The sequence below is a fragment of the Bacillus sp. FSL K6-0069 genome, from assembly GCF_038007785.1.
Taxonomy (GTDB): Bacteria; Bacillota; Bacilli; order Bacillales; family Bacillaceae_G; genus Bacillus_A; species Bacillus_A mobilis.
In genome coordinates, this window is record NZ_JBBOXN010000001.1 from 3,557,254 (window position 1) to 3,581,949 (window position 24,696).

The following is a 24,696-nucleotide window of genomic DNA, read 5'->3' on the forward strand; positions in this document are numbered from 1 at the left end:
TTAAATTTTCACTTTATTTACAAATGACTCTTTTCTTATCTGAATCGAACTTGTTGGACAGCCGTCACTTGCCGCCAACATTGCCTGCAAGAAAGTTTTGGGAATACCTATTATTCCTTGGTTGTTATCTAATACACCAAATGATTTTCCTCTTCCGTCTAATTGATATATATCAGGTGCTATAGAAGTACATAGTCCACATGCCTCACAATTCTTTTTATTTACAACCGTATAATGTAGCAATTTAACTCACCTCCGTTACAAACATACAATACATAGGTAGGGTATATAAAAGTGTTTATTGTATACAAATTTCCCTATTTAAATAATAATGGCCTGTCGGTTTTAAATCTTTATCCAATTCATAAACCAATGGTGTTCCTGTTGGAATGTTTAGATTTTCTATATCTTCATCTGAAATTTGATCTAAATGTTTTACTAAAGCACGTATTGTATTGCCATGGGCTGCTATAATTACTTATTTACCAGCTTTTATATTAGGAGCTATCTCTTCATTCCAATATGAAACAACTCGTTTTTCTGTATCTTCTAGATCTTCTGTAAGAGGAAACTCATACTCTTTTACATCTCTATATTTCGGATGTGCTGCTTCATATCTTTCGTCATCTTTTGTAAGTGCTGGTGGACGTACATTTGTTGAACGTCTCCATAAGGTTACTTGTTCATCCCCATATTTTCTCGCTGTTTCTTCCTTATTTAATCCTTGAAGCGCACCGTAATGTCGCTCATTTAATTTCCATGTTTTATGAACAGGTATCCACATCAAATCCATTTCTTCGAGAGTAATCCATAAAGTACGCATCGCTCTTCTCAAAACAGATGTATATGCGATATCAAATGAGAAACCATTAGCTTTCAGCATTACTCCGGCTTCTCTTGCTTCTTCCAAACCTTTACTAGATAAATCAACATCCGTCCAACCTGTAAACCTATTTTCAACATTCCATTCACTTTGTCCGTGTCGTATTAAAACTAGCTTTACCATACTTATTATCTCCTCTCTTTTTAAAGTTGCATTTTCATAAAGAAGTATCTTTATGAAAATGCATAATTACATATCAAGATCTTTATGCTTCATTTCACTACTGTGACTAAACGCTAATTCAATTAATCCATTTACGTGGGAGTCATCTAATGAATAAAAAACAAGTTTCCCCTCTTTACGCTTTTTCGCCAATCCTATCGTTTGTAATAGTCTTAAGTGATGTGAAGCTGTTGCAATACTACTATGAATAATACTTGCGACATCACGCACGCAAAGCTCTTTTTCCGTATACAACGCATAAGCAATTTTCAAACGTGTTTCATCTGCAAGCGCCTTAAACATTTTCGCTACACTACTTATATTTTCTTTCTCAAGCATGTCACTTGCATGTTTTACTTTCTTCTCATCATGATAACAAAGTTCGCAATGCTCTTCCTTCATATGTAACACCTCTTATTCAAATACATATTTGATTATGTATGTAGTATACAGTATAAACGAGAAACATTCAAATGTTTATTTGAATGTTTCTCGTTTATACTAAAAATCCCACTGATTATTAACCCACAGCTATCCATCTTATGAGCTTTCCGATTGTTAATACCGAATAAATCAAACCGTTTTTCTTTTAGTATTCGTCCTGAGAAAAACAAAACTTTGTAAAGAGCTCCCATATAAGTTCGTTTCTACTGCATACTCCGACCTTTTCAAAAATTGACTTGAAATGATCCTGAACTGTATACGTAGAAATACACAATTCTTTTGCCACTTCTTTCGTTGACATCCCTCTAACAATTCCTACTATCACTTCTTTCTCTCTTTGAGACAAACAATAAGAATCTGCAAGAAGTGGAAAAACTTCTTCTGGCCGTGCACTTTCGAACAAAACCCTATATCCTGTATGACAACTACTATAACCTTCTAGCCTGCTCGCACGAATAACCAAAAATTGCCCACACGTTAAACTTATACAGACTGTTGCTTCTTTATTAGTTTCATTCGCTTTTACTTGCGAACAAACTGCCCGTATCGGCCTCGGAATGTCATCTTCATTCAATTGTTCATATTTTCTAAAGTTGGATAACCATATGTATCCTGTTTCATCCCAATAATTTAGTCTAAGATTTTCATTTAATACAATCATGCCCCTTCCTACTACTTTTACTTGTTCTTCTGACCTGATTATAAAGGATGTTCTTAAAGTATCTCCTGCCAATAAACCAACCTTCGATAAATACTTACATTCATCATGCTGAAAAGATACTTTTGTCTTATCTCGAAACAAACTTAAATGTCCAAAACATTTTCCTTTACTCATACAAACCACTCTTACTTCATCTATAAAACCAGCTGGTTTTAAAATGTTTCGATACCTAGTACTTTTTATTGGGTTATCATTTGTGATAATACACATCGCACCAACATGAGGAGGATTTCGTGCTAAGTCTTTAAATTTGTTGTAATCATCCTCTAAAAATTCATTCATAAATAACTGCGAATGCAGTTGTTCAATTCTTCGATCTGTATATGCCCCGGTTGATAAAAATGTGCGCGGGTCTATAGCGGTAAAACAGGAAGCATCAAAAGGAATTACCTTTTTTAAAATATTTAAAAACTCTTTTTGAACTTGTCTAATTGATCTCTCACTTTTCATCAACACTGTTATTTCTTTCGTTGCCTGTTCATAAAGCATCTTGATTTCCCCCCAGATTTATGGGATTGTTTCCTCTAACCATTTCATTTCATAATAAAGTGAAACTTATTGTAAAGAGGAGGCTAAAAAATGAGCTGGAATGATCGTACTGTACATACATATGAACGAACAATTCCGTTGAAAATCCCTGGATATTTTACCCTTTATGAAATGGTGAACCATTTTTTATTTACGACACTCCCTAAAGAAAACATGAATCCAAATTTACTAGTTATAGGTGCTGGTGGTGGACAAGAAATTCTCTCAATAGGTAAACAAAATAGCAACTTATCTTTTACAGGTGTTGATCCATCTAAAAGCATGCTACAGTTAGCTAAAAAAAGAATTGAAAACGAAGACTTGCAAAATCAAATTCACTTTGTACATGGAACTGTTCATTCATTATTAACCAATCCATTATTTGATGCTGCTACTTGTATGCTTGTTCTTCATTTCATCCCAACTATGAAGGAGAAAAAAGAGTTACTTAATGAAATTAGTAGTCGCTTAAAGCCAGGTGCTCCACTCTTTCTCTCTTCAATAAATGGTATACCCCATACAAGTATGTTTTCTGCACAATTAAATGCTTGGCGCAACCATATGATGCAAAATCAAATTCCATTAAAAGATTGGGACCGATTTGAAAATTCTTTTGAAACAGAAATATTTCCTATTTCCGAAACAAATCTACTAACTATTATGGAGGAATGTGGCTTTACTCACATCACTCGCTTTTTCAGTAGCTTTTTAATTGATGGATACGTTGCCTTTAAACAATAATGAAAAAAGGTAAGCAATTGCTTACCTTTTCCCCTCTTCTATACGTGACTAATAAACCTTAACCCTTTACTTAAAGAAGTCGGCACAACTGATGCATGATTCTCCCCTTCAGCTTCATAAAACGTAAATCTAAACTGATCGTGTTTTACTTGGAGAAGGCGCTCTGACAATTCGTTTGCCCCTACAACCATATGCTCTCGTTCTAGTGATCCAACTGTAAGGAACACCCCCGTTTCTAAATTGGCACTATTTAATTCACTTATAAGATTCTCTTCTTTTTCAAGCACAGATTGGTTATTCCACCAAATAGATGGACTACTAATAAAATAATTTTGAAAGGCATTTATGTTTGTAAATAGTATATGTAAAGCAAATAAACCACCTAGCGAATGCCCAAATAATGTTTGTTTTCCTTTATCAATCTCAAAATCATTTTCGATTTGAGGCTTCAGTTCTTCTTCTATAAAAGTAAAGAAGTTATGCGCTCCTCCTGTTTTAGGCCACGGTTTGCCATCTGGTTTTAAAGGCGCATCTTTTGAAATTACGCTAGGCGTAAAATCATAGCATCTTTCTTCACCTGAAAATGCCCCTTCAATACGATAACCAATACCTACTATAATGGCTGGTGAAACACCTGTTTTTTCTGCTCTAACTGATTGTATTTTAACCGCTTCATGAAATGTTTGAAAAAAGGCATTGCCATCTAATACGTATATAACAGGATATCCTGACTCTGGTGCTGGCTGCTTCGGCTTTGAAATAAGAATTTGATATTCCTTACCTTCTAGTTTTGAATACATTTTCCACTGCTCTGTATTAAATGTTATAATCTGCTGTTTTTCAATAGTAGTATTCATCTTATTTCCCCCCTCCTTAACTCGTTACATATATTTCTACTTTCTCTTCTTGAGATACAACGCTATCGTATCCAAAACAAACAGGAGACCCGTTATACGGATCAATCATGACACGCGCATCAATATGAAATACTTCTTTTAACACTTCATTTGTAATAATTTCTTCTGGGCTACCAGTTGTAACGATTTCCCCTTCCTTCATTGCAATAATTTCATCTGAAAACCTTGCTGCATGGTTAATATCATGTAGTACCATTACGACCGTACAATTATGTTCTTTATTTAATTTCTCCACAATTTGTAATACATCTAATTGATGAGACATATCAAGATATGTCGTTGGTTCATCTAGTAGTAACACTTCTGTCTCTTGTGCTAAAGCCATCGCTAGCCATACCTTTTGCCTTTGACCACCTGATAAATTTGCAATTTGTCTCGTTCGAAATTCAGAAGTTTTCGTTATTTCTAATGCCCAATCAATCATTTCTTTATCTTTTGAAGTTAACTTATTTACGTTATTTCGATGTGGATAGCGTCCATAAGAAATTAACTCTTCTACTTTAAGCTCTCCTGGCGCAATTGGAGTTTGCGGAAGTAACGCTAACTGCTTCGCAATTTCTTTCGTTGGAATTGTATTTAAATCCTGTCCTTGCAAATATACTTTACCGCTCTTTTGCTTTAAAATTCTTCCCATTGTTTTTAACAATGTCGATTTACCGCACCCGTTTGGCCCTATAATTGTCGTTACTTTTCCTTCTTGTATTTCCACATTTAAATCGCGAAACACTGTAAGCTTTTCATAACTCGTTTCTAAATTTTTTGCACTTAAAATACTCACTTTTATTCCTCCTCTTACGCTTTCGCCTTATAAAGTAAATATAAGAAATACGGTACACCGACAATAGAAATAACGATTCCAACTGGTAACTCTACAGGTGTGAACACTGTTTTTGCAATAAAGTCTGAAGCAATTACAAGGAACATTCCGATTACTCCGCACGTAGGAATGATATATTTATGCTGAATACCAACTAGCCTTTTCGCTATATGCGGTGCCATTAGTCCAATGAAGCCAATACTTCCTGAAACAGCAACACATGCGCTCACAAGTCCGATACTACTTAGTAGTAAAATAGATTTCTCTCTTTCAACTGAAACACCTAAACTTGTAATACTCGTTTCTTCCAATTGAAATAAATCTAATAAATAAGCTTTCTTTTGTATAAGCGGAATTAATATGATAAGCCACGGCAACATAGCAACAATATACTTCCAGTTTGCGCTATATATGCTTCCAGACACCCAAACTGCAGCCATCTCGAAATCAGTTGACTTCATTTTGAGTGATAAGTACATAGAAAATGCTCCAAATCCTGATCCAATTGCAATCCCTGTTAATAAAAGACGTTGCGAATCTAGCTTACCGTTTTTCCACGAAAACAGATAAATGATGATAGCTGCCCCTAATCCGCCGACTAAACCAAACATTGGCATCATCATAATAGACATCCAGTCTGTGCTCTTTAATTGCCCTTGAAAGAAAAACATAAAAATAACGATGGCTGTTCCGGCTCCAGCATTCACTCCTAAAATACCTGGGTCTGCCAATCCATTTCTCGTAATCCCTTGAATAACAGCACCTGCAACGCCAAGTCCTAATCCTACTAACCCAGCAATTACGATGCGTGGAAGACGAAAATCAAAGATAACTAGATCATGTTCTGGTACTGGATCAATTCTAAAAAGTGTTTTAAATACATCCGTAATCGTAATATCAAACGTACCGTTCGTTAAACTAATATAAATAGCACCAAAAATTAAAAATATAATAATCCCCATTGTCATTCCGAAACGTTGACTTGAACTTTTAGGCATGTCTCTCTCCCCCTCTTGTACGGATTAAATAAAGGAAGAACGGAATTCCAATTAAGGAAGTAACGACGCCAATTGGTGTTTCAAATGGATAGTTTACAAATCTACTCAAAACGTCACACAATGCTAAGAACACTCCGCCAATAACACCTGCACATGGCAAAATCCACTTATAATCTACCCCAATTATAAAGCGAGTAATGTGCGGAATAATTAAACCTACAAAACCTACTTTCCCGACTAATGCAACTGCTGTTCCTGTTAAAAGAATAACGGATAAAATCGCCATCCCTTTAACTAGTTTTGTACGTTGTCCTAGATTAATAGATACCTCTTCTCCTAAAGAAAGAATTGTAATAGATTTTGATATTACTAATGCTAAAGCTATCCCAATTATCCCAAAAGGTATCGTGATTATAATTACATTAGGGTCCACTTGATCTAACTTTGCATTAAACCAAAAACTAACATTTTGAGAAATTTGGAAATACGAAGCCATCGCAGCAGATACACTACTTAAAAATGTTCCAATAACTGTTCCGATAATTGCTAACCTAACAGGCGATAAACCATTTTGAAGGAGCGACCCGAAACCAAACACGATACCTGCTCCTAATGCAGAACCAATCATTGAACATAAAACCATACCGATTGATGACATTCCCGGAAGAAAAATCATACAAAGTGTAATAACAAAAGCTGCACCATCCGTCACACCCATAATAGAAGGGGATGCAAGATAGTTTCTTGTCATCCCCTGCATAAGTGCTCCTGATATGGCTAGAAATGCTCCGACTAAAAGAGCTGCAACTACCCTTGGTAAACGTGAAGTAATAATAATATTATGATTTACATCGCTTGAATCAAAATGAAATAATGCATTCCACACTGTTTCAGCATCAATGTTTTTCGCACCATATAAAATAGAAAGTATAACCGTAAATAAAATCAATATGGGTGCTATACATAAAATGGTTACTGGTACCGTATTCGTTTTCTGCATATCATTCAACGCACCTTACTTATTGTATTATTTAGATAAATTTTTCACTGCTTCTTTTAAGAATGCTGTTTTACTCCAAGCTGTACCACCTTGTGCCATTGGATCTACAACGTTTACAAATACTTTCTTTTCTTTCGCCGCATTCATACTTTGCCAAATTGGATTCTTTTCAATGTCTTCTAACACTTTCGGTTTATTATTTTCACTAGCCTCGTATTGTAAGAAGATATAATCAGGATTAACTTCAGCTAATTTTTCTAAAGAAATCTTTTCTTGTGCTTTTACCGTTTTAAGTTGTTCTGGAGCAGTTAGTCCAAGATCTTTATAAATTACAGGATTAAAGTATACTCCTTCTGGGTATAGGAATAAGTCGTTTGCTCTTAGTCTAATGACAAGTACTTTTTTGTCTTTTAACTTATCTCCTAATTTTGCTTTTGCTTTTTCAGCATCCGTATTGTAATCTTTAATAATCTTTTCTGCTTTATCTTTTTTACCAGTTAATTCTCCCATTAACTTTAAATTATCTTCCCAATTTGTTGAAACGTGCGATACTGGGAATGTCGGAGCTACTTTCGTGAACTTCTCAGCTGTTTCTGCTGGAAATTTCGTACTTGATGTAATAACATCTGGTTTTAATTGTAGTAATGTTTCAAAATTGGGTTCCATCTTCTCACCAACAGATTTTGCACCTTCTAAATCTTTTTCAAGATACTTCGGTAGTTTACCACCAACTGTAATTGCACCGACTGGCTTAATACCAAGTACCGCTGCATCTTCCATTGACTCTAAACTAGCTGTCGCAATTTTATCGACTTTTGCCGGCACTGTATATTCTTTACCTAAATATGTAATTTTTCTTTTTTCGTCTTTTTTCGTTTCCGTAGCTTTTGTCTGTTGCTTTTGCTCCCCAGAAGTTTTATCAGCGCTATTACATGCTGCTAATCCTACACTTAATACTGTAACCATCCCTAATGTAAATAACTTCTTGTTCATCTTTATATATCTCCTCTCGAATTTTCAAACTATATTCTTAATAAAATTTAACTATATGAAACTTGTCTTACATATACATTTCATTAGATTAATAATTCTATCCAGAACTCATTCCCGTTCACTTCCCCTAAACTATAATTCTTTTACACCTCATCCATTGATAACCTTTTTCATTGATAATGATTATCGTTACTAAGTATATATTTAATATGCAATTATTTCAAGAAAGATTTGAAAAATTTTAACAAACTGAATAAAAAAGAAGTATCCGCCTAATGTCAGGGAGATACTTCTTTTTTTAGAAATTTATGTGTAATTCAACTGGGCAATGGTCTGATCCCATTACTTCACTATTAATTTTCGCCTCTGTTATTTTGTCTTTCATTCTTTCAGAAACAACAAAATAATCTAAACGCCATCCAATATTTTTTGCTCTCGCCCCCATACGATACGACCACCATGAGTATGCGCCTTCCTGATCAGGATACAGATAACGATATGTATCAATAAATCCTTCTTCTAAAATACGTGTGAATTTCTCTCGTTCCTCATCAGAGAATCCAGGATTTTTACGATTACTTTTTGGATTTTTTAAATCGATTTCTTTATGAGCAACATTTAAATCACCGCAAAAAACAACTGGTTTCTTCTCATCTAACCGTTTAATATACGCCCGGAAATCATCCTCCCATTTCATTCTGTAATCTAATCGTTCTAATCCACGTTTTGAATTTGGTGTATATAACGTTATCATATAAAAACCTTCGAATTCTACAGTAATAACTCGGCCTTCTTGATCATGCTCTTCGATGCCTAAACCGTATGTAACAGAAAGCGGTTCTTTTTTCGTGAAAATAGCCGTTCCTGAATAGCCTTTTTTCACAGCATAATTCCAGTATGTATAATATCCCTCTGGATTTAAATCAATTTGCCCATCTTGTAGTTTAATCTCTTGTAAACATAATATATCAGCATTTGATTCCTCAAGATATTCTAAAAATCCACCTTTTGCGATAACTGCTCGCAAACCATTTACATTCCACGAAATTAACTTCACCTATAGTCCTCCTCTTGATGTTCACTTTCAAATTTCATGCTATCACAAAATAGAAAAACAATCATATCTTCATCTTTGTAATCTTGCTCTTACATTTGTGAATACATACATACGCACTTTATTCAGGTTATACTAATTTCAGAGGTGATGTTCTTTGCGCAATGAAAGAGTTACGTTAACAAATGAGCATTGGCAAGCAATTATTCATAATGATTCTTCCTATGATAGCAAATTCTTTTATGCTGTGAAATCAACCGGAATCTTTTGCCGGCCTTCATGCAAATCAAGAATACCGAATAGAAACAATGTACGAATTTTTCATCATGCAGAGCAAGCATTAAGTGAAAACTTCCGCCCGTGCAAACGTTGTAAGCCAAATGGGCTCACTTTACCTAATGAAGAGTGGGTAGAACAAATTAAAGATTATATCGAAAAACACTTCGATGAATTATTAACTCTCGATATACTTGCAGAAATGTGCCATGGTAGCCCATTTCATTTACAACGCACTTTCAAAAAAACAACAGGAATAAGTCCAATAGAATATATACTACAATTCAGGATTGTTAAAGCAGCAGAACAGCTATTACAAACAAATCAATCCATTAAAGAAATTAGTACTGCTGTCGGGATAGAAAACCCCGAGTATTTTGCAACTTTATTTAAAAAGAAAACTGGATTTACTCCTACTGAATATCGAAAAAAGAACGAAATGAAAGAAGGATATAATAATGAATTCCAACAAAAATAAATTTATTTATTGGACGCTACTTACACATAAGAATTGGCAGTTTCATATTGCTGCAACAGAAAATGGGCTATGCTTCATTGGATCACAAGATGAAAATTTTGAAGAACTAAATATATGGGCTAGAAAAAAATTGCCACAACATATATTGGCCTGTAATCCAAATTATCTACAATCATATGCGAAAGAAGTTATCGAGTATTTAGAAAGTAAACGAGAAAATTTTACATTCCCTATCGATGCTTACGGAACTGATTTTCAATTATCTGTTTGGAATGCGGTACGTGAAATTCCTTATGGGAAAACATATTCTTATTCAGAAATTGCCGAAAGAATGCAAAAGCCTACGGCTGTACGTGCTGTTGCTACTGCTATTGCTGCCAACCCTCTTCTCATTACGATTCCTTGCCATCGTGTTATTGGAAAGAATGGTAAATTAACCGGATTTAGAGGTGGATTAGAAATGAAGAAAGAATTGCTTACATTAGAAAAGTCGCAGGTAAAATGCATATGACAGCAGAACATACTAGCGCATTAACTTTAGTAGTTCCAACAGAATTTAGTTTCCAAGAAAATTTACGCTATCTATCGCGTTCTAACAATGAATGTATGTTCCACATTGAAGATAACAAAATTTATAAAGTTATTCCTGTTCAGGATGTAAATCCTTTGGTGGAAATTAGTATGAATATGGATGGACATATCCAAATACGTTTTTTAGAAAAATTATTTACATCTGAAGAATCGATATGCGAAGCTGTAGCTCACTATGTGAAAGAGTGGTTTGATTTAACTACTGATTTAGCTCCCTTTTATACATTAGCTAAACATGATGTACTCCTTCAAAGACCAATTGAACAATATTATGGCCTTCGCACTTTAGGTATTCCAGACTTATTTGAAGCACTTTCCTGGGGAATTATCGGTCAGCAAATTAACCTCACATATGCTTATACACTAAAAAGAAGATTAGTCGAACAATTTGGAAGTTATGTAGAGTGGAATGATAGAAAACATTGGATATTCCCTTCTCCTGAAACAATTGCCAATTTACACGTAGAGGATCTCAAAAACTTAAAAATGACGACTAGAAAATGCGAATATATAATCGGTATTGCAAAGCTTATTACAGAAGGAAAACTATCAAAAGAATCTTTACTGCAAATACAAGACGTGAAACAAGCTGAAAAACAATTAACTGCTATACATGGTATAGGACCGTGGACTGCCAATTATGTTTTAATGCGCTGTTTACGATTTCCTTCCGCTTTTCCGATTGACGATGTTGGTTTGCATAATGCAATTAAATATATAACAGGTTCTGAAAGTAAACCGACTAAACATGAAATAAAAGATTTTGCGGCAAATTGGACCAACTGGGAGTCTTACGCAACTTTTTATTTGTGGCGAGTATTATACTAAAAAACCAAGTAGCGCATCCGCACTACTTGGTTCTTTTTTAAGCTTGTTCTTCGAATCGTCTTGCGATTTCCACAATAACTTGAACAGCTTTTTCCATCGTATCTACCGAAACATATTCAAATTTACCGTGATAGTTTTCACCACCTGTGAAAATATTCGGCGTCGGTAATCCCATATACGATAATTGTGATCCATCTGTTCCACCACGAATCGGATGAATGTTTGGTTCGATATTTAAGCTTTTCATCGCTTCATATGCAATATCAACAATTTCTCTCACTGGTTCAATTTTTTCAAGCATGTTATAGTATTGATCATTCATTTCTAAAACGACTGCATCTTGTCCATACTTCTCTTGCATTTGCTTCACAATATTTTCAACGTTTTGTTTACGCGCCTCAAAATTTTCACGATCAAAATCTCGAATAATATAATACGCTTTACTTTGTTCAACATCACCATTTAATGAAAGTAAATGATAGAATCCTTCATAACCTTCTGTACATTCTGGTGCCTCTTCTACTGGTAAATGCCCATTAAACTCCATAGCAAGTTTAGTTGCATTACGCATTTTATTTTTCGCTGTTCCAGGATGTGTATTCGTTCCGTTAAACGTTAACTTAGCACCTGCAGCATTAAAGCTTTCATACTCTAAACCACCTAATGGACCTCCATCCATCGTATAAGCACATGATGCACCAAACGCTTCTACATCAAAATGCGCTGGCCCACGACCAATTTCTTCATCCGGCGTAAATGCTACTCTTATTTTCCCATGTTTAATTTGCGGATTATGTATTAAATAGTTCATTGCAACCATAATTTCTGTAAGACCCGCTTTATCATCTGCTCCTAGAAGTGTCGTACCATCTGTTGTAATAATCGTATGTCCTTTATATGATGGTAACTCTGGGAACTGTTCTGGCGTTAACACAACATTTAGCTCTTCATTTAACGTAATCGCATTGCCATCAAAATTTTCATGAATTTGTGGTTTTACGTTTTTCCCTGTAAAGTCTGTTGCCGTATCTAAATGTGCTAAAAAGCCGATTACTGGAACATCCTTATCCGTATTAGCAGGAAGTGTTGCCATTACATACCCATTATCATCCATCGTTACTTCTGTTAAGCCAATCTCTTTTAACTCTTCCACTAATAACTTACCAAACTCAATTTGTCCAGGTGTTGTTGGTACTGTATGACTTTCTTCATTTGATTGTGTATCAATCTTTACATATCTCGTAAATCTTTCAATAAGTTCTTGTTTCAAACTCATTCACTCCCTTTTATGTTTCTCTCTCTATTATAGTCCTTAAAACGAAATATTTTAACTTTTTTGACTGCGAATATATATTTCATTTGTATTTTAGAAATTATAAATACCAGCTAAAAAGTCGTAATATTTGTACATTAAAACTCTTACATGTAATATACATAATTATACAATATGGGAGGTTTTAAAGATGAGGCTAACTCTCTTTCGCTATTTTCTTTTTTTCTTAGGATTAATTTTTTTCGGCCTTGGAAATGCTCTTGCAGTCAAAGTTAAATTTCTCGGTTTACATCCTTGGGAAGTTTTAAACATGGCTCTCTACCAAAGGTTTGGATTGACGATTGGTACGTGGAGTGTCATATGTGGATTATGTCTCGTTCTCATTTCTTTACTAGTAGATCGAAAATATATAAATGTGGGTACATTTTTAAATGCACTACTTATCGGTCCCATTATGGACTTTTTCTTACAATCAAATATCCTTCCAAACGCTAGTGATTTTTTATGGATAAACTTACTCATTTTATTTGCTGGCATTGCCATTACAGGTATCGGGGGAGGGATGTACGTTGCGGCTGGGATTGGTGCTGGACCTCGCGATGGATTCATGCTTACTATTTCCGACAAAACAGGGCTGTCTATTAGCCGTGCTAGAATTATAGTAGAATGTGTTGTACTCGTTATTGGATTTATGCTAGGAGGTCCTGTTTTCATCGTAACTTTTCTGTACACCTTTATTCAAAGTCCAATCTTTCAACAATCATTTAAGATGTTTCAAACACTTTTACATACTTTACATAGCAAAAAGAACATTAGTGAACATATTTAAAGTACAGCTTAATTCAAATAAATTCACCCTATTTACGATTCTCACCGCAAATAGGGTGTTTCTTTTTTCATCTCACGGTTTAAGAATATATACTATTTATTCACAATAAAAGTATATACATCATCATAAATACAACCGTTTACTCTAACAACATACTTCCCCGGTTTACTAAAACGAATTGTGTATTTATTTAGCTGAATTGCTTCTTTATCCCCAGAAAGAACATCAATACTTCTACCACTCAATACATAAAATTCACTTTGATTCATCGTTACATCAATTGCATTGAAGCTTTCTTCTTTCACCTGCTGTGTTTCTGCAGCACTTACACTGGGTTCTAAAAACAGTAGTCCACTTAATCCAATCGTCCCTGCTAAAGCAAATCCCGCAAACTTTTTAATCTTTTTCATCACAATGTCCTCCTTATAAATTTTGTGTAAAGGTGATTTTCCCCTTTACACCACAAAGCCTATATGTAATGTAATGAAAAGTAAACGAGGACAGTAAGACAAAATTCTACATCTTTTTCTCTGTTTGAATATAAATCCAACGTTTGGAGTTTTGTCATATTTTAAATTGTTTCCTTAAACCAACTTCCAATTATATTATTCAGAAACTGAATAATTACTTATTGATTTAAGATTCTAAAAATAGTTGATAAAGGTTCTTTCTATCTCCTATCCATAATCTTTCTACATTCATTAATTGCTCATCCTTAAATTCCAACTTATATATATCGGGCTTCGATGCGTGTATAAGAAATTCAAACCCGTATTGCTTATCAAAATAATTCATCATTAAAGTCATTACAAGTCCATGTGTGCCAATTACAATTTTTTGCCCTTGAAAATTCATTAATATTTCCTTTAACACTTTCACTACCCTTACCTGACAATCCTTGTATGACTCTCCTTCCTTTAGCGCAAAATCCGGATCAGAGAACATCTTCTTTACAAGTGGATACACCTCTTTATCTGATATAATCTGGCCCTCATTTGAAAACATACACTCTTTGAGATTTTCATATACTACTATTTCTTTTTCATAGAAATCGGCTGATTTTTCTATCGTTAACACAGCCCTCTTATACGGACTCGAAATGAAAGTATCGATTCCCTCTGTTTTTAATATGTCAGTTACTCTATGAGCATCTAAACTTCCCTTCTCAGTTAACCCACGCGTTCTTTCATTTCCTTCTAATTTTGGTGATTCCCCATGTCTAACCATATAAACATATGTACTCATACTTCCTCCTTGAAAATATTCATTTGTCTTTTACAAACTTTGTTGATTTGTTCGTCTAATCCACTCGCCTACTAAACTCTCGAATACTTCAGGTTGTTCAATTTGTAAATTATGCCCTGCCATATCTAACACCGCTAATGTCGCTCTTGGATAATCATCAATAATTCTTATAATGTCTTGATAACCTACCGATATATCTTGTCTTCCGGCTAGTAAAAGAACGGGTTTCTCATATTTCATATGATGAAAATTCATAGTAAGAGAGTAATTCTGTTGCAACCTTTCAATAAATTCATAATTAGCAATATCTAGTCCCGGCTTAATCTCCTCTTTAAATCTCGTATATGTATATTCATTCGCGACTACTGCTAATTCGCAAAACTCTTCTCTATCAGTGGAAGTTAGTGTATTTAAAAACTCCTTATCTTGTACAATTACCTGTTTATTCGGGCGATCCCTTTTTTCTTGCTCCGCTACAACAACAGGGCATACTAATAGTAATCCATTAACTCTTTCAAACAGCTTTGTGAGTATACCTCTAGCTAAATATCCCCCATAAGATTCTCCTACTAATAAAAAGTTTTTCGTTGGAATGATTTCTTCAATACATGCAAGTAACAGTTCTAACATATGATCTGAACTATTTATCCAATCTGGAGCATTCGATTTCCCCATGCCAGGTAAATCAATATATATTCTTTGATAGCCTTTATATTTTTCGAATACTGATTCCATGCACCTCTGCATTAACCTATGATCAGGTGCACAGCCATGTATAATAATGACTGGTTTTCCTTCGCCAATGATTTCATAATATATTTCTGTATCCTTAATCCGGCATTTCATAAAAAGCCCCCTACTTTTCTACTTATCTTTACAGACTCTTCTCTTAAACCAATAGGAATATACGTTCTTATTTTACAACTTTTCAGAATATAATTTCAAATTTTATTTTTCAGATTCCAAACAAAAAAGCCTTCCATGAGTGTATCCCCTCAAAAGAAAGCTCTTTTACGTATTTCGTCCTACTTGAACTTCAAGCATCATTACCCATTATTCCTCTAGTTTCATCAACACAATTCTCCAACCATCTGGATCCTCTATCGTTATCCCCTTATCTTTCCAGTATGGATTTTCAGGCTCGACCTCATCATATCCCAATGCATACAGCCTTTTACTCACCTTTTTCATTTCACTATCTTCACGCATATAAAATACGAGTAAATTATCTTTCGTCGGAGCTGGACATGGACTCCCCTCTATATGTCTCGTAAATTCTAAATGATATTCTTCATCTGGGAGTCCAAACATGACCCCATCATAGCCTTCATGATCGTAGAATTCACCTATACGTTTTAAGCCTACTCCTTTTTCATAGAATTCTATAACCTTTTCAAACTGATCAGTTGGACGTGCTATTCGAAATTTCACCCAATTCTTCATGCTTTTCCTCCCATACTAAAAATTTTATACATGCTTACGTATTATTGTATATACGTAACCTCTTTTTGAAATCCCTCATTAGTATGAGAATAAATACATACAAAAGTTTAGTTCATACTTTATAATGAAAATATTTTATATAAAATTGAATGTATTATCTTTATGCAATTATGCATATTCACTTGCGAAATATTAAAAAACCTATAGAATCCAAAGGATGACTAAATATACAATTCCCATTTAAAATCTTGATGAAGTACATATTATTAAAAACAACACTTTTTTAATTTTAAGAAGTATTACACTTTTTAACACTTTCCTTATAAACATGATTTTTATAAGGAAATCTGATACAATTCTTAAATAATATTATTATGTATAGATATTACGAATATAGTGCATAATTAAAGAAGGTGATTTTATTGAAATTAAATAAAAATTTACAACTATATATATTAATTGGAACATTAATATGCTATTCAATCTATTTTATATTTTTTTATCTGTTCCCTACTCATTTTTCAAATTCGGATGTACGCTTCGCTTCACTTATCGTTGAAGCCATTACATTTGTATCACTCATTTACTCTATATATTCTAAAAAAGTTAGTTCAAATCCATTTTGGATATGTATCACAATAGCAATCGGTAGCTTTTTATTAGGGAAAATAGTATACACATATGAGGATAGCTTCTTCGAAATTCCAATACATCGATTTACTATTTCTGATGTATTTTACATGTTTTTCTTATTTTTCTGTCTTATCGCTTTCTGTTATAAAATTTTAAAAGAATGCGATAAATGGGAAAAAGCGTTCTTTATTTGTGATATATGCATCGTACTTACTTCCATATTCACATTGGAGTGGTATTTATTTAATCAGCCAAATTTAAATATATTCTCTCTTTCACTAGGAGATGTTTTCCTTTCATTTCTATACCCAATTGCAGATTTATTATTTCTTCTACTAGGCGTTAGTCTCTTTTTCCGTCCGACAATTTTTAATTCCAAACGGAAGATTTATATCTTTATTTTTGTATTAATAAGTTCTGCAACTTTTAACTATATTTATTTTTACTTAAATAATCATTTATCAACTGAAACGATAACATTATTACGTCTTTTATATAGAATACCTATATTACTTATTGCAATAGCTGGTTCTATTTCAGATGATTATAATAGCACTAAAAATTACTTTATTGTACACCCTAAACTAGGAAAAAAAGTTTTAGTTGCATTCCCCTATCTTGCCGTTACAATACTAATCGGGTTTACACTAAAAGAACAAACAGCATCTTCAACTCTCATTACAGGAAATTGTATTACTTTTATTTTCGTACTCATTCGTCATTCTATTGTACGTATGCAAAACAATTCCCTAACAAAACGTTTACAGGCATTTAATGCTCAACTAGAAGAAAAAGTGACTTTACGAACTTCTGATTTAGTTTATAAATCAGAGGCTCTATCTCAGAAACAACAAAAATTCAAATCACTATATGAATATCATCCTGATCCTATTTTTACGATTGATTTAAATGGAATCTTCTTAAATGTAAATAAAGCTGGAAGTATGTTACTGGGAGCACCAACGAATGAGTTACTCGGTGAAACTTGTTTTTCGATTATTTTAGATGAAGATAAACATAAACTAGCATCTGCATTAGAAAAAGTGAAACAACAAGAATCGGCATCCTTACAACTCAGTTCTCAATATAAAGATGGCTTTACTTATTTTTTATACGTTACCATCGTCCCTATTATGATAGACGGGCAAATTTCAGGAAGCTATATAATGGTGAAAGATATTACTGCACTAAAAAAACAGCAAGAAGAAATAAAATATTTAGCATTCCATGATACTGTAACGAAAATTGGGAACCGTGCCTTTTTCCATAAGAAATTAAAAAGAGTTATAAAAAATGCTAGAACAACAGACAGTGAGTTCGCATTATTATATTTAGATTTAGATCGCTTTAAAGCAATTAACGATACACTGGGACATTCGTCAGGAGATTACATATTAGAAGAAGTAGCAAAGCGATTCCAATCCTATCTTCCATCACATACTCATCTGTCAAGAATCGGTGGCGATGAATTTACAATTTTAATTGAAAACTATACTGACGAAGATTCCTTATTCCAATTATGTAACCGGTTATTTGAATGCATGGAAAAGCCGTTTGTCATACATGAGCATACATTAACTTTATCACTAAGTATCGGCATCGCAATTTATCCACATTCCGGAATCGATACCGCTACACTTCTGAAAAACGCTAATGTTGCAATGTATGATGCAAAGGCAAAAGAGCTTAACTCTGTCTCTATTTATGACGATGTAATTGCTAAAAAAATTGAAAGACGATTACGATTAGAAAAAGATTTACCAAACGCAATACAAAATGAAGAATTATTCCTTTTATACCAACCTCAAGTTGATAGTGAATCTAATAAAATTATTGGTGCAGAGGCATTAATCAGGTGGAATCATCCTGAATTAGGCGTTATTTCTCCATACGAGTTTATTCCGATTGCAGAAGAAACACTACAAATTATTCCAATAGGAAAATGGACATTAGAGCAAGCTTGCGAGCAAATGAAACGTTGGCATGCACTCGGATATTCACATTTAAAAATAGGTGTAAATTTATCTGCTAAAGAATTTGAACAAGAGGATTTTGTAAAGTCTATTTCTTCTACTTTAGCAAATACAGGTTTACCAGCAAGTTCTCTCGATCTTGAGTTAACAGAGCGAATTGCAATGATGGATGAACGAGAAACATTGATAAAATTGCGCACACTAAAAAGTTTAGGGATTCACATTTCAATCGACGACTTTGGTACAGGCTATTCTTCGCTAGCTTACTTACCTTTATATCCAATCGATACGTTAAAAATCCCAAGAGAATTTATTACAATGTCTGAAACATGTGACGATGGAATGGAAATTATTAAAACAATCATCACATTAGCAAATACATTAGGAATGTCTGTCATTGCTGAAGGGGTAGAAACGAAAGAACACGTGAATTTCCTTCAAAAAAATAAATGTCAGTTTATTCAAGGTTACTATTACAGTAAACCTATTCATACTAATGCATTTACTGAGCTATTAGAAAGTGGGATTCACCCATAATACATAGCTAATCAGGATAAGTAATAATGAATTTGAACAACTATAGTAAAAAGGAAAGAAGATACCTTCTTTCCTTTTTACTATTTAAATTTCTATTACTGCACCACTTCATTTATTATATCTATTAATTGATGAATCCCCTCATCATTTGTTTTCGTATAGCCAGTCATGTTTTGAATATATCTCTCCTTATTTGCATACAACTTATTTACTGCATGTATGAATACATTCATACTTACTTTGTCTTGGAGTATAACTTCTGCATATCCTTGCCGAGAAAAATATTCAGCATTTAAAACTTGATCTCCCCTACTGGAACTGTTAGTTAGCGGGATAAGCAACATTGGTTTCTTCAAGAATAGCAATTCAGAAATAGCAGTAGAACCCGCTCTCGAAACTACAACACTCGCCATATTTAGTATATGCGGCAACTCTTCCCCTATATATTCAAATTGCATATAACCTTCCATACCAATAGATGAATCCACCTTCCCTTTACCGCACATATGAACAATATTAAAATTTAATAGTAATGTTTCCAAACTTTCCCTTACTATATCATTTATCCATTGAGCACCTTGACTCCCACCCATAATTAACAATACCGGTTTATCTTGCTGAAATTTACAATAGCTTCTTCCCCGTAATACATTGCCCCTCTCAATTTCTTCCCTTACAATTGGTCCTACATAAACCTTCTTCTCATTACTTACATTTTCTCCTGTCTGAGGAAATGTTGTGCATAGTTTTGTAGTAAAAGGTAATGCTATTTTATTTGCTAATCCTAACGTACTATCTGGTTCACGTATTATTACGGGTACTTTATTCATCCACGCTCCTATTACTACCGGAACGGAAACAAATCCTCCTGCCGAAAAAATAACATCTGGTTTTATTCGTTTCATCAATTTATAACTTTGTATGCAACCTTTTATTATTTTAAAAGGATCTTTAAAGTTCTCCCAATCCCAATATCTCCTAAACTTTCCCGTTGAAATACTATTGTATTTCACATTTTGAACTAATAGTTTTTCAATTCCATTTTGAGATCCAATATACTCAACTCCCCATCCTTTTTCCATAAATTTAGGAATCAATACCATATTAATCATTACGTGTCCGGCTGTACCGCCCCCAGTAAAGAGAATCTTTTTATTCATAATTTATATCCACCTTTATCATTAAAAATCTTGTTTTATACTTATCTATTAAATGTAAGTAAACTTACTATTATTTATATAAACATTTAACTCAAATCCTATATCTTGCAAAAAATCTTTAACGAGATCATAAAAATCATTTCCATACTCACTACATTCATACTGAGCAAAGACTTGAATTACCGCCCTAGTTCCTGTACCTATTACTGGACTTTTCCTATCACCCTTTTTACCTTCCACATAGGCTAGACATTTATTTATCGCCTCATAGATACACAAAACATGCTCTTCCTCATCTTTCCAGTCCAGCGTATCAACAATTAAAAGAAATAGCGTATTTTGATTATCTATTGTTTTATAGCCATTCATATATTTCTTACACCCTTTTTATTTTTCATTGAATGCAGATTTCACTACACTTCGCATACTCAAGTACATCTTTTAATGATTGATGAAATTGAATTTCTGGGACCCAACCTAACCTTTTTATATCCTCTATTACTAAACTCTCATTTGCTTCGCTCCCACTATGCTCTGCTTCTTTTATGGAAAAATTCAGCTGTGTTAATTCTTTGTATTGTTCTAGTACATCTAATAAAGACCGTTTTATCCCTGAACCAATATTATATTGTTTTCCATTTATTCCATCGCGTAATAACACATGATACGCTTTAACCGCATCACGTACATCTAGAAAATCCCTACTATCTTTCAAACTGTTTACTTCAATAATTGGCTCACTTTTATTCGACTCTATCGTTATCATTTTTTTTGCAAGAATAGAACAAATACCATTCGATACTCCTGGACCAATTAAATTCGTGGGCTTTGCAATGATAATATTTGAATTCATTAATTCACTCCATGCTTCTGCAATAATGACTTGCATCGTTTTACTTAAACTATATGGATTTGAAATTTTTATTTCGTTCATACTATCTGCTTGCAAAGCAGATCCTATAACCAACGTTCTACAGTGAGGTGCTTCTTGCTTAATTGCTTCTAATAAATATAATGTCCCTATTACATTAATCTCTACATATTCAAGAGCAGCTGTCCAAGACTCTATGACCGAATTCCTTCCTGCTAAATGCAATACATAATCTGGCTTTATTCGTTTCATTACCTTCATTACTTCGCTCTTATTAGTTAAATTACAAGTAATACCATTCCCAATTGTTTCTCTATATGCACGATTTTGAAACATAGGAATTACATGAAAGCCCTGCTCTAAAAAATATTGGCAAGCATGGCGTCCTGTGAAACCATTTGCACCAGTTATTAAAAGGCTCGCATTTTTTTTCATCGTAAAAACCCTCCTTTTCCTAGCATTTGTTTCACCTCATGTTTTGTAAGTAAGTCTTGTTGAGAACTAAAACTCTTCATATCCACTAGCGGATAGCTAGAATAATATTCTTGAAGTCCTTCTATAGAAATCGTCGGTAGTACCACAAAATAATTTTGATCAAAACTTATACTTGTTTTACTCTCTACCTCAGATAAAAGCATTTCACTTAATTTTTCACCCGGTCTTATCCCTACCTCTTTTACCTTAATGTTTTCTTTTTCCGAATCTTCAATTAATACTTCTGCTAAATCTGTTATTTTACATGCCGGCATTTTCATAACAAAGATTTCCCCGCCTCTACCTTGATATACGGCTTTAAATAACAATTCAACAGCATCTTCAACTGTTAAGAAAAATCTAGTCATATTGGCATCGGTAATCCCTACTTGTGAAGATTTTTTAATTTGTTGTTTAAAAAGTGGTACTACACTTCCACTCGTTCCTAAAACATTTCCACCACGAACACAAATGAATTTTGTTTTCTTCGTTTGCATATTCGCATGAACCATTAATTTCTCACCAATTGCTTTTGTCATCCCATACGTATTTGATGGATCGGCCGCTTTATCCGTTGAAACATATATAACTTTCTCAACTTGCATCTGTATAGATGCTTCAATTACATTTTGTGTACCATGTATATTAGTTTTTATAGCTTCATAAGGGTAATACTCACATACTGGAACATGTTTTAAAGCTGCAAGATGGAATACATAATGTACACCTTGGCAAGCATAGGCTAGTTGATCTTTATCACGAATATCTCCAATAATAAATTTTAATCTATCATCATTTATAAACTGTTGCTGCATTTCAAACTGAACCGTTTCATTTCTTGAAAAAACCCTAATTTCTTTCGGTGATTTTTCTAATAGTTGTTTTATAAGTTCATGTCCCCACGAGCCTGTACCACCAGTAATTAAAATTATTTTATTTAGCATTTCTTTTCCTCCTACTACACATTTCAATTAAAATTGTATTTATAAAAATTTATTGAATTATTTTCAATTGATTTAAATCATAATCGTCGTTTGTTACATTTAATTGACAAAATAAAAAAACAGAAACTATTAAACATAGTTTCTGTTTTTCATTTCACCTCACAACAGTAAGATTTTTTATGCTTTTTGTATGATAATTAAATCCTTGTAAAAAACACCGCTCATTTATTTCTTATACTCGTAATAAAATAAATAGAATGACTCATAGCCAATAATCATGTTTAAATTTATGAATAAGGGAGGTAACGGAATGGACCGAAATAATTCAAATCATACATATAACGGACCTTCCAAAGCCCTGCCTCTCTCACTATTCGATATAAAAAATGAATTGAAACAAAAAAGCAAGCTTATTCCTTCTGGTACCATGTATAAATTAACGAAAGAAGAGCAACTCATCATCAACAAAATAAAAATACAAACAGAACAGCTAAATAAAAATAATGTGACGAGAACACGCGCATACTATCAATTTTACATTCAATATCCAGAAATACATTGGGCACTGCTTGGACATATGGTATCACGTAACGGTGGTTGGAATATGACTGATTTAAAGGGCGATTTATATACGAGAATTTTATCAGAGAAAGATCAATTCATATTTTTTTCTTTTTTAGAAAGAGGGAATTGGCTTATTTTCCAAGATGTATACCCTCAATTTTTACTTTACGAACAAAGTATAAAGAGATCACAAAAGTTATTTCACCTTCTCCCTCACCTAAATGTTTCTACATTTATGGAAACGATGTGGAACGATTTTTGGAAAACAGGCAACAAAAAAACATTAGCGATTGCAACTATTATTAATGAACAAAACTACTTAGAAAAAAGAGTGATTCAAAATGGACAATTTAAAAAGACTGTACTAAATAGTATTGGATTTAAACTCTTTGATTTCTTTCAGTTTAATCATATCCTTTTCCCATTCTACGAAAATGATAAGAAACACAAAGTATTACTATTTGGTGATACAATGAAACATTTCACTTCCTTACACGAACGAATCTTAATTGGAAAAAGGTTGTATTCATTATTATTTCGAGACACACATGTCTTATCTCAAATAATAAGCTGGGCCCAGCACCATCCACATACAGGATCAAGGAAAGATTACTGGCCTCATTTATTTTCAAGTGTAAATGAATCTTTTTCCCGTGAATTTTATAAGCGTCGAATAAAGAAATGCCAGTTGCGTAATGGCGCTCATCGTATATACAGTCCTGCACTCATCTATGCATGGCGAGATATGAAGCATGAAGAAGTTGACAGTGAAGATTGGTTTACGGACTGGCAAGTTGTAAATTACTTAGTAGATAAGGAGGAAAATATAAATGGACAAATTACAGAAGATTACTGTAAAACGCTCGAAAAAATTGAACTCGCCATTCTTGCAAAGAAAAACGTCCTTCTTCGAGAAGAAGAATAACCTTTTCGCATTAGTCGTTCCAATCTTACTCTCTTCTATGATTGGAACTTGCTTAGATGCTTTCTTCGTTGCGAAACAAATGTATTCCTTTCCGGTTAGACCGTTCTCATCCATATTTTCAGTTAATATTGGCTTTACTTTGTTTGTACTACCGATTTTAACAACGATTTTCATACAAATTTCAAAAACATTATCTGCAGTTTCTAGAATTCTATTTATTATTTCAATAGGTATTTGTGCTAGTATTTTTGAACAGGTTGCTGAAAGATTCGGTTTCTTTATTCATAGTGTGGATTGGAATCATACATATTCTTTATTTGGCTATATGATTTTCTTTTCTTTTATTTGGAAAGTATATCATTTCATAATTAATAAAAAAGAGTACTAAAAGGCT

General features: G+C 33.5%; 26 protein-coding genes and 1 pseudogene. 8 read left to right on the forward strand and 19 right to left on the reverse strand.

What is annotated here, in order from left to right; all coding sequences use genetic code 11:
* From MHB74_RS18185 to MHB74_RS18200, 4 genes and pseudogenes are all read right to left on the reverse strand, one after another.
* The gene (locus MHB74_RS18185) at positions 1-243 is read right to left on the reverse strand and encodes a ferredoxin (protein ID WP_061678135.1); all 243 of its coding nucleotides are present in this window, start codon (positions 241-243) and stop codon (positions 1-3) included.
* Positions 244-298: 55 nt separating this feature from the next.
* Positions 299-1,006, reverse strand: a pseudogene (gpmA, locus tag MHB74_RS18190) (2,3-diphosphoglycerate-dependent phosphoglycerate mutase).
* Between the two features lie 66 nt (positions 1,007-1,072).
* The gene (locus tag MHB74_RS18195) at positions 1,073-1,447 is read right to left on the reverse strand and encodes an ArsR/SmtB family transcription factor (protein ID WP_061678136.1); all 375 of its coding nucleotides are present in this window, start codon (positions 1,445-1,447) and stop codon (positions 1,073-1,075) included.
* 187 nt (positions 1,448-1,634) lie between these two features.
* Positions 1,635-2,699, reverse strand: coding sequence for a helix-turn-helix transcriptional regulator (locus MHB74_RS18200; RefSeq protein ID WP_061678137.1), 1,065 nt, complete (start codon positions 2,697-2,699; stop codon positions 1,635-1,637).
* A 90-nt stretch (positions 2,700-2,789) separates the two neighbouring features.
* On the opposite strand from MHB74_RS18200, the gene MHB74_RS18205 reads away from it, so the two are divergent.
* A complete protein-coding gene (locus MHB74_RS18205) occupies positions 2,790-3,479 on the forward strand; it encodes a class I SAM-dependent methyltransferase (RefSeq protein ID WP_061678138.1) in 690 nt (229 codons plus the stop codon).
* A gap of 38 nt (positions 3,480-3,517) precedes the next feature.
* Here the strand turns inward: MHB74_RS18205 and MHB74_RS18210 are convergent, their stop codons facing one another.
* The 6 genes from MHB74_RS18210 to MHB74_RS18235 form a co-directional block, all read right to left on the reverse strand.
* Positions 3,518-4,336, reverse strand: a complete 819-nt coding sequence (locus MHB74_RS18210; RefSeq protein ID WP_061678139.1) for an alpha/beta hydrolase — start codon at positions 4,334-4,336, stop codon at positions 3,518-3,520.
* A gap of 16 nt (positions 4,337-4,352) precedes the next feature.
* Positions 4,353-5,174 (reverse strand): ABC transporter ATP-binding protein, encoded by an 822-nt coding sequence (locus MHB74_RS18215; protein ID WP_002014663.1) that lies wholly within the window; start codon positions 5,172-5,174, stop codon positions 4,353-4,355.
* 14 nt (positions 5,175-5,188) lie between these two features.
* The gene (locus MHB74_RS18220; RefSeq protein WP_061678140.1) at positions 5,189-6,211 is read right to left on the reverse strand and encodes a FecCD family ABC transporter permease; all 1,023 of its coding nucleotides are present in this window, start codon (positions 6,209-6,211) and stop codon (positions 5,189-5,191) included.
* Entirely contained in the window at positions 6,204-7,211 is a 1,008-nt protein-coding gene (locus MHB74_RS18225; RefSeq protein ID WP_061678141.1) for a FecCD family ABC transporter permease, read from the reverse strand. The genes MHB74_RS18220 and MHB74_RS18225 overlap by 8 nt, the downstream gene beginning before the upstream one ends.
* A gap of 27 nt (positions 7,212-7,238) precedes the next feature.
* On the reverse strand, positions 7,239-8,204 hold the full coding sequence (locus MHB74_RS18230) for an iron-hydroxamate ABC transporter substrate-binding protein (protein WP_061678142.1): 966 nt from the start codon (positions 8,202-8,204) through the stop codon (positions 7,239-7,241).
* 298 nt (positions 8,205-8,502) lie between these two features.
* Positions 8,503-9,261: an exodeoxyribonuclease III gene (locus MHB74_RS18235; protein ID WP_061678143.1), complete on the reverse strand. Its 759-nt coding sequence runs from the start codon at positions 9,259-9,261 to the stop codon at positions 8,503-8,505.
* A gap of 154 nt (positions 9,262-9,415) precedes the next feature.
* Here MHB74_RS18235 and MHB74_RS18240 point away from each other — a divergent pair, with 154 nt between their 5' ends.
* From MHB74_RS18240 to MHB74_RS18250, 3 genes are read left to right on the forward strand one after another with little or no spacing between them, the layout of a single operon-like run.
* Complete coding sequence (locus MHB74_RS18240) at positions 9,416-10,012, forward strand: bifunctional transcriptional activator/DNA repair enzyme AdaA (protein ID WP_061678144.1); 597 nt, start codon at positions 9,416-9,418, stop codon at positions 10,010-10,012.
* Positions 9,993-10,523, forward strand: coding sequence for a methylated-DNA--[protein]-cysteine S-methyltransferase (locus MHB74_RS18245; protein WP_061678145.1), 531 nt, complete (start codon positions 9,993-9,995; stop codon positions 10,521-10,523). The genes MHB74_RS18240 and MHB74_RS18245 overlap by 20 nt, the downstream gene beginning before the upstream one ends.
* Positions 10,520-11,431 carry a DNA-3-methyladenine glycosylase family protein gene (locus tag MHB74_RS18250; RefSeq protein WP_061678146.1) on the forward strand — a complete coding sequence of 304 codons (912 nt, stop codon included), beginning with the start codon at positions 10,520-10,522 and terminating at the stop codon, positions 11,429-11,431. Before MHB74_RS18245 ends, MHB74_RS18250 begins: the two co-directional genes overlap by 4 nt.
* Positions 11,432-11,468: 37 nt before the next feature.
* On the opposite strand, the gene pepT is transcribed toward MHB74_RS18250, so the two are convergent.
* Positions 11,469-12,701 carry a peptidase T gene (gene pepT / locus MHB74_RS18255; RefSeq protein ID WP_061678147.1) on the reverse strand — a complete coding sequence of 411 codons (1,233 nt, stop codon included), beginning with the start codon at positions 12,699-12,701 and terminating at the stop codon, positions 11,469-11,471.
* Positions 12,702-12,894: 193 nt separating this feature from the next.
* On the opposite strand from pepT, the gene MHB74_RS18260 reads away from it, so the two are divergent.
* The gene (locus MHB74_RS18260; protein WP_061678148.1) at positions 12,895-13,533 is read left to right on the forward strand and encodes a YczE/YyaS/YitT family protein; all 639 of its coding nucleotides are present in this window, start codon (positions 12,895-12,897) and stop codon (positions 13,531-13,533) included.
* A gap of 92 nt (positions 13,534-13,625) precedes the next feature.
* Here MHB74_RS18260 and MHB74_RS18265 read toward each other — a convergent pair whose 3' ends face one another.
* From MHB74_RS18265 to MHB74_RS18280, 4 genes are all read right to left on the reverse strand, one after another.
* Positions 13,626-13,943: a hypothetical protein gene (locus tag MHB74_RS18265; RefSeq protein WP_061678149.1), complete on the reverse strand. Its 318-nt coding sequence runs from the start codon at positions 13,941-13,943 to the stop codon at positions 13,626-13,628.
* A gap of 226 nt (positions 13,944-14,169) precedes the next feature.
* On the reverse strand, positions 14,170-14,778 hold the full coding sequence (locus MHB74_RS18270) for a histidine phosphatase family protein (RefSeq protein WP_061678150.1): 609 nt from the start codon (positions 14,776-14,778) through the stop codon (positions 14,170-14,172).
* 30 nt (positions 14,779-14,808) lie between these two features.
* Positions 14,809-15,624 carry an alpha/beta fold hydrolase gene (locus tag MHB74_RS18275; protein ID WP_061678151.1) on the reverse strand — a complete coding sequence of 272 codons (816 nt, stop codon included), beginning with the start codon at positions 15,622-15,624 and terminating at the stop codon, positions 14,809-14,811.
* A 207-nt stretch (positions 15,625-15,831) separates the two neighbouring features.
* Positions 15,832-16,221, reverse strand: coding sequence for a VOC family protein (locus tag MHB74_RS18280; protein ID WP_061678152.1), 390 nt, complete (start codon positions 16,219-16,221; stop codon positions 15,832-15,834).
* Between the two features lie 422 nt (positions 16,222-16,643).
* Between MHB74_RS18280 and MHB74_RS18285 the strand changes: the two genes are divergently transcribed.
* Positions 16,644-19,364, forward strand: coding sequence for a sensor domain-containing phosphodiesterase (locus tag MHB74_RS18285; protein WP_061678153.1), 2,721 nt, complete (start codon positions 16,644-16,646; stop codon positions 19,362-19,364).
* 95 nt (positions 19,365-19,459) lie between these two features.
* On the opposite strand, the gene MHB74_RS18290 is transcribed toward MHB74_RS18285, so the two are convergent.
* The 4 genes from MHB74_RS18290 to MHB74_RS18305 are packed head-to-tail and all read right to left on the reverse strand — an operon-like array spanning position 19,460 to position 22,813.
* Positions 19,460-20,524 carry an undecaprenyldiphospho-muramoylpentapeptide beta-N-acetylglucosaminyltransferase gene (locus MHB74_RS18290; RefSeq protein WP_061678154.1) on the reverse strand — a complete coding sequence of 355 codons (1,065 nt, stop codon included), beginning with the start codon at positions 20,522-20,524 and terminating at the stop codon, positions 19,460-19,462.
* Between the two features lie 48 nt (positions 20,525-20,572).
* Positions 20,573-20,893, reverse strand: a complete 321-nt coding sequence (locus MHB74_RS18295) for a DUF6572 domain-containing protein (protein ID WP_061678155.1) — start codon at positions 20,891-20,893, stop codon at positions 20,573-20,575.
* A gap of 25 nt (positions 20,894-20,918) precedes the next feature.
* Entirely contained in the window at positions 20,919-21,830 is a 912-nt protein-coding gene (locus MHB74_RS18300; protein ID WP_061678156.1) for an NAD-dependent epimerase/dehydratase family protein, read from the reverse strand.
* On the reverse strand, positions 21,827-22,813 hold the full coding sequence (locus tag MHB74_RS18305) for a UDP-N-acetylglucosamine 4,6-dehydratase family protein (protein ID WP_000932599.1): 987 nt from the start codon (positions 22,811-22,813) through the stop codon (positions 21,827-21,829). The genes MHB74_RS18300 and MHB74_RS18305 overlap by 4 nt, the downstream gene beginning before the upstream one ends.
* Positions 22,814-23,123: 310 nt before the next feature.
* On the opposite strand from MHB74_RS18305, the gene MHB74_RS18310 reads away from it, so the two are divergent.
* Together MHB74_RS18310 and MHB74_RS18315 are read left to right on the forward strand one after the other, a co-directional pair.
* Positions 23,124-24,302 carry a DUF2515 domain-containing protein gene (locus MHB74_RS18310; RefSeq protein ID WP_061678157.1) on the forward strand — a complete coding sequence of 393 codons (1,179 nt, stop codon included), beginning with the start codon at positions 23,124-23,126 and terminating at the stop codon, positions 24,300-24,302.
* Positions 24,208-24,690, forward strand: coding sequence for a CBO0543 family protein (locus MHB74_RS18315; protein WP_061678158.1), 483 nt, complete (start codon positions 24,208-24,210; stop codon positions 24,688-24,690). The genes MHB74_RS18310 and MHB74_RS18315 overlap by 95 nt, the downstream gene beginning before the upstream one ends.
* Positions 24,691-24,696 lie beyond the last annotated feature (6 nt).

Bases quoted from the DNA above. Each gene is read 5' to 3' on its own strand.
- MHB74_RS18195 (WP_061678136.1), bottom strand. From the start codon at position 1,447: ATGAAGGAAGAGCATTGCGAACTTTGTTATCATGATGAGAAGAAAGTA.
- MHB74_RS18200 (WP_061678137.1), bottom strand. From the start codon at position 2,699: ATGCTTTATGAACAGGCAACGAAAGAAATAACAGTGTTGATGAAAAGT.
- MHB74_RS18205 (WP_061678138.1), top strand. From the start codon at position 2,790: ATGAGCTGGAATGATCGTACTGTACATACATATGAACGAACAATTCCG.
- MHB74_RS18210 (WP_061678139.1), bottom strand. From the start codon at position 4,336: ATGAATACTACTATTGAAAAACAGCAGATTATAACATTTAATACAGAG.
- MHB74_RS18220 (WP_061678140.1), bottom strand. From the start codon at position 6,211: ATGCCTAAAAGTTCAAGTCAACGTTTCGGAATGACAATGGGGATTATT.
- MHB74_RS18225 (WP_061678141.1), bottom strand. From the start codon at position 7,211: ATGCAGAAAACGAATACGGTACCAGTAACCATTTTATGTATAGCACCC.
- MHB74_RS18230 (WP_061678142.1), bottom strand. From the start codon at position 8,204: ATGAACAAGAAGTTATTTACATTAGGGATGGTTACAGTATTAAGTGTA.
- MHB74_RS18245 (WP_061678145.1), top strand. From the start codon at position 9,993: ATGAATTCCAACAAAAATAAATTTATTTATTGGACGCTACTTACACAT.
- MHB74_RS18250 (WP_061678146.1), top strand. From the start codon at position 10,520: ATGACAGCAGAACATACTAGCGCATTAACTTTAGTAGTTCCAACAGAA.
- MHB74_RS18260 (WP_061678148.1), top strand. From the start codon at position 12,895: ATGAGGCTAACTCTCTTTCGCTATTTTCTTTTTTTCTTAGGATTAATT.
- MHB74_RS18265 (WP_061678149.1), bottom strand. From the start codon at position 13,943: ATGAAAAAGATTAAAAAGTTTGCGGGATTTGCTTTAGCAGGGACGATT.
- MHB74_RS18270 (WP_061678150.1), bottom strand. From the start codon at position 14,778: ATGAGTACATATGTTTATATGGTTAGACATGGGGAATCACCAAAATTA.
- MHB74_RS18275 (WP_061678151.1), bottom strand. From the start codon at position 15,624: ATGAAATGCCGGATTAAGGATACAGAAATATATTATGAAATCATTGGC.
- MHB74_RS18280 (WP_061678152.1), bottom strand. From the start codon at position 16,221: ATGAAGAATTGGGTGAAATTTCGAATAGCACGTCCAACTGATCAGTTT.
- MHB74_RS18290 (WP_061678154.1), bottom strand. From the start codon at position 20,524: ATGAATAAAAAGATTCTCTTTACTGGGGGCGGTACAGCCGGACACGTA.
- MHB74_RS18295 (WP_061678155.1), bottom strand. From the start codon at position 20,893: ATGAATGGCTATAAAACAATAGATAATCAAAATACGCTATTTCTTTTA.
- MHB74_RS18300 (WP_061678156.1), bottom strand. From the start codon at position 21,830: ATGAAAAAAAATGCGAGCCTTTTAATAACTGGTGCAAATGGTTTCACA.
- MHB74_RS18305 (WP_000932599.1), bottom strand. From the start codon at position 22,813: ATGCTAAATAAAATAATTTTAATTACTGGTGGTACAGGCTCGTGGGGA.
- MHB74_RS18310 (WP_061678157.1), top strand. From the start codon at position 23,124: ATGGACCGAAATAATTCAAATCATACATATAACGGACCTTCCAAAGCC.
- MHB74_RS18315 (WP_061678158.1), top strand. From the start codon at position 24,208: ATGGACAAATTACAGAAGATTACTGTAAAACGCTCGAAAAAATTGAAC.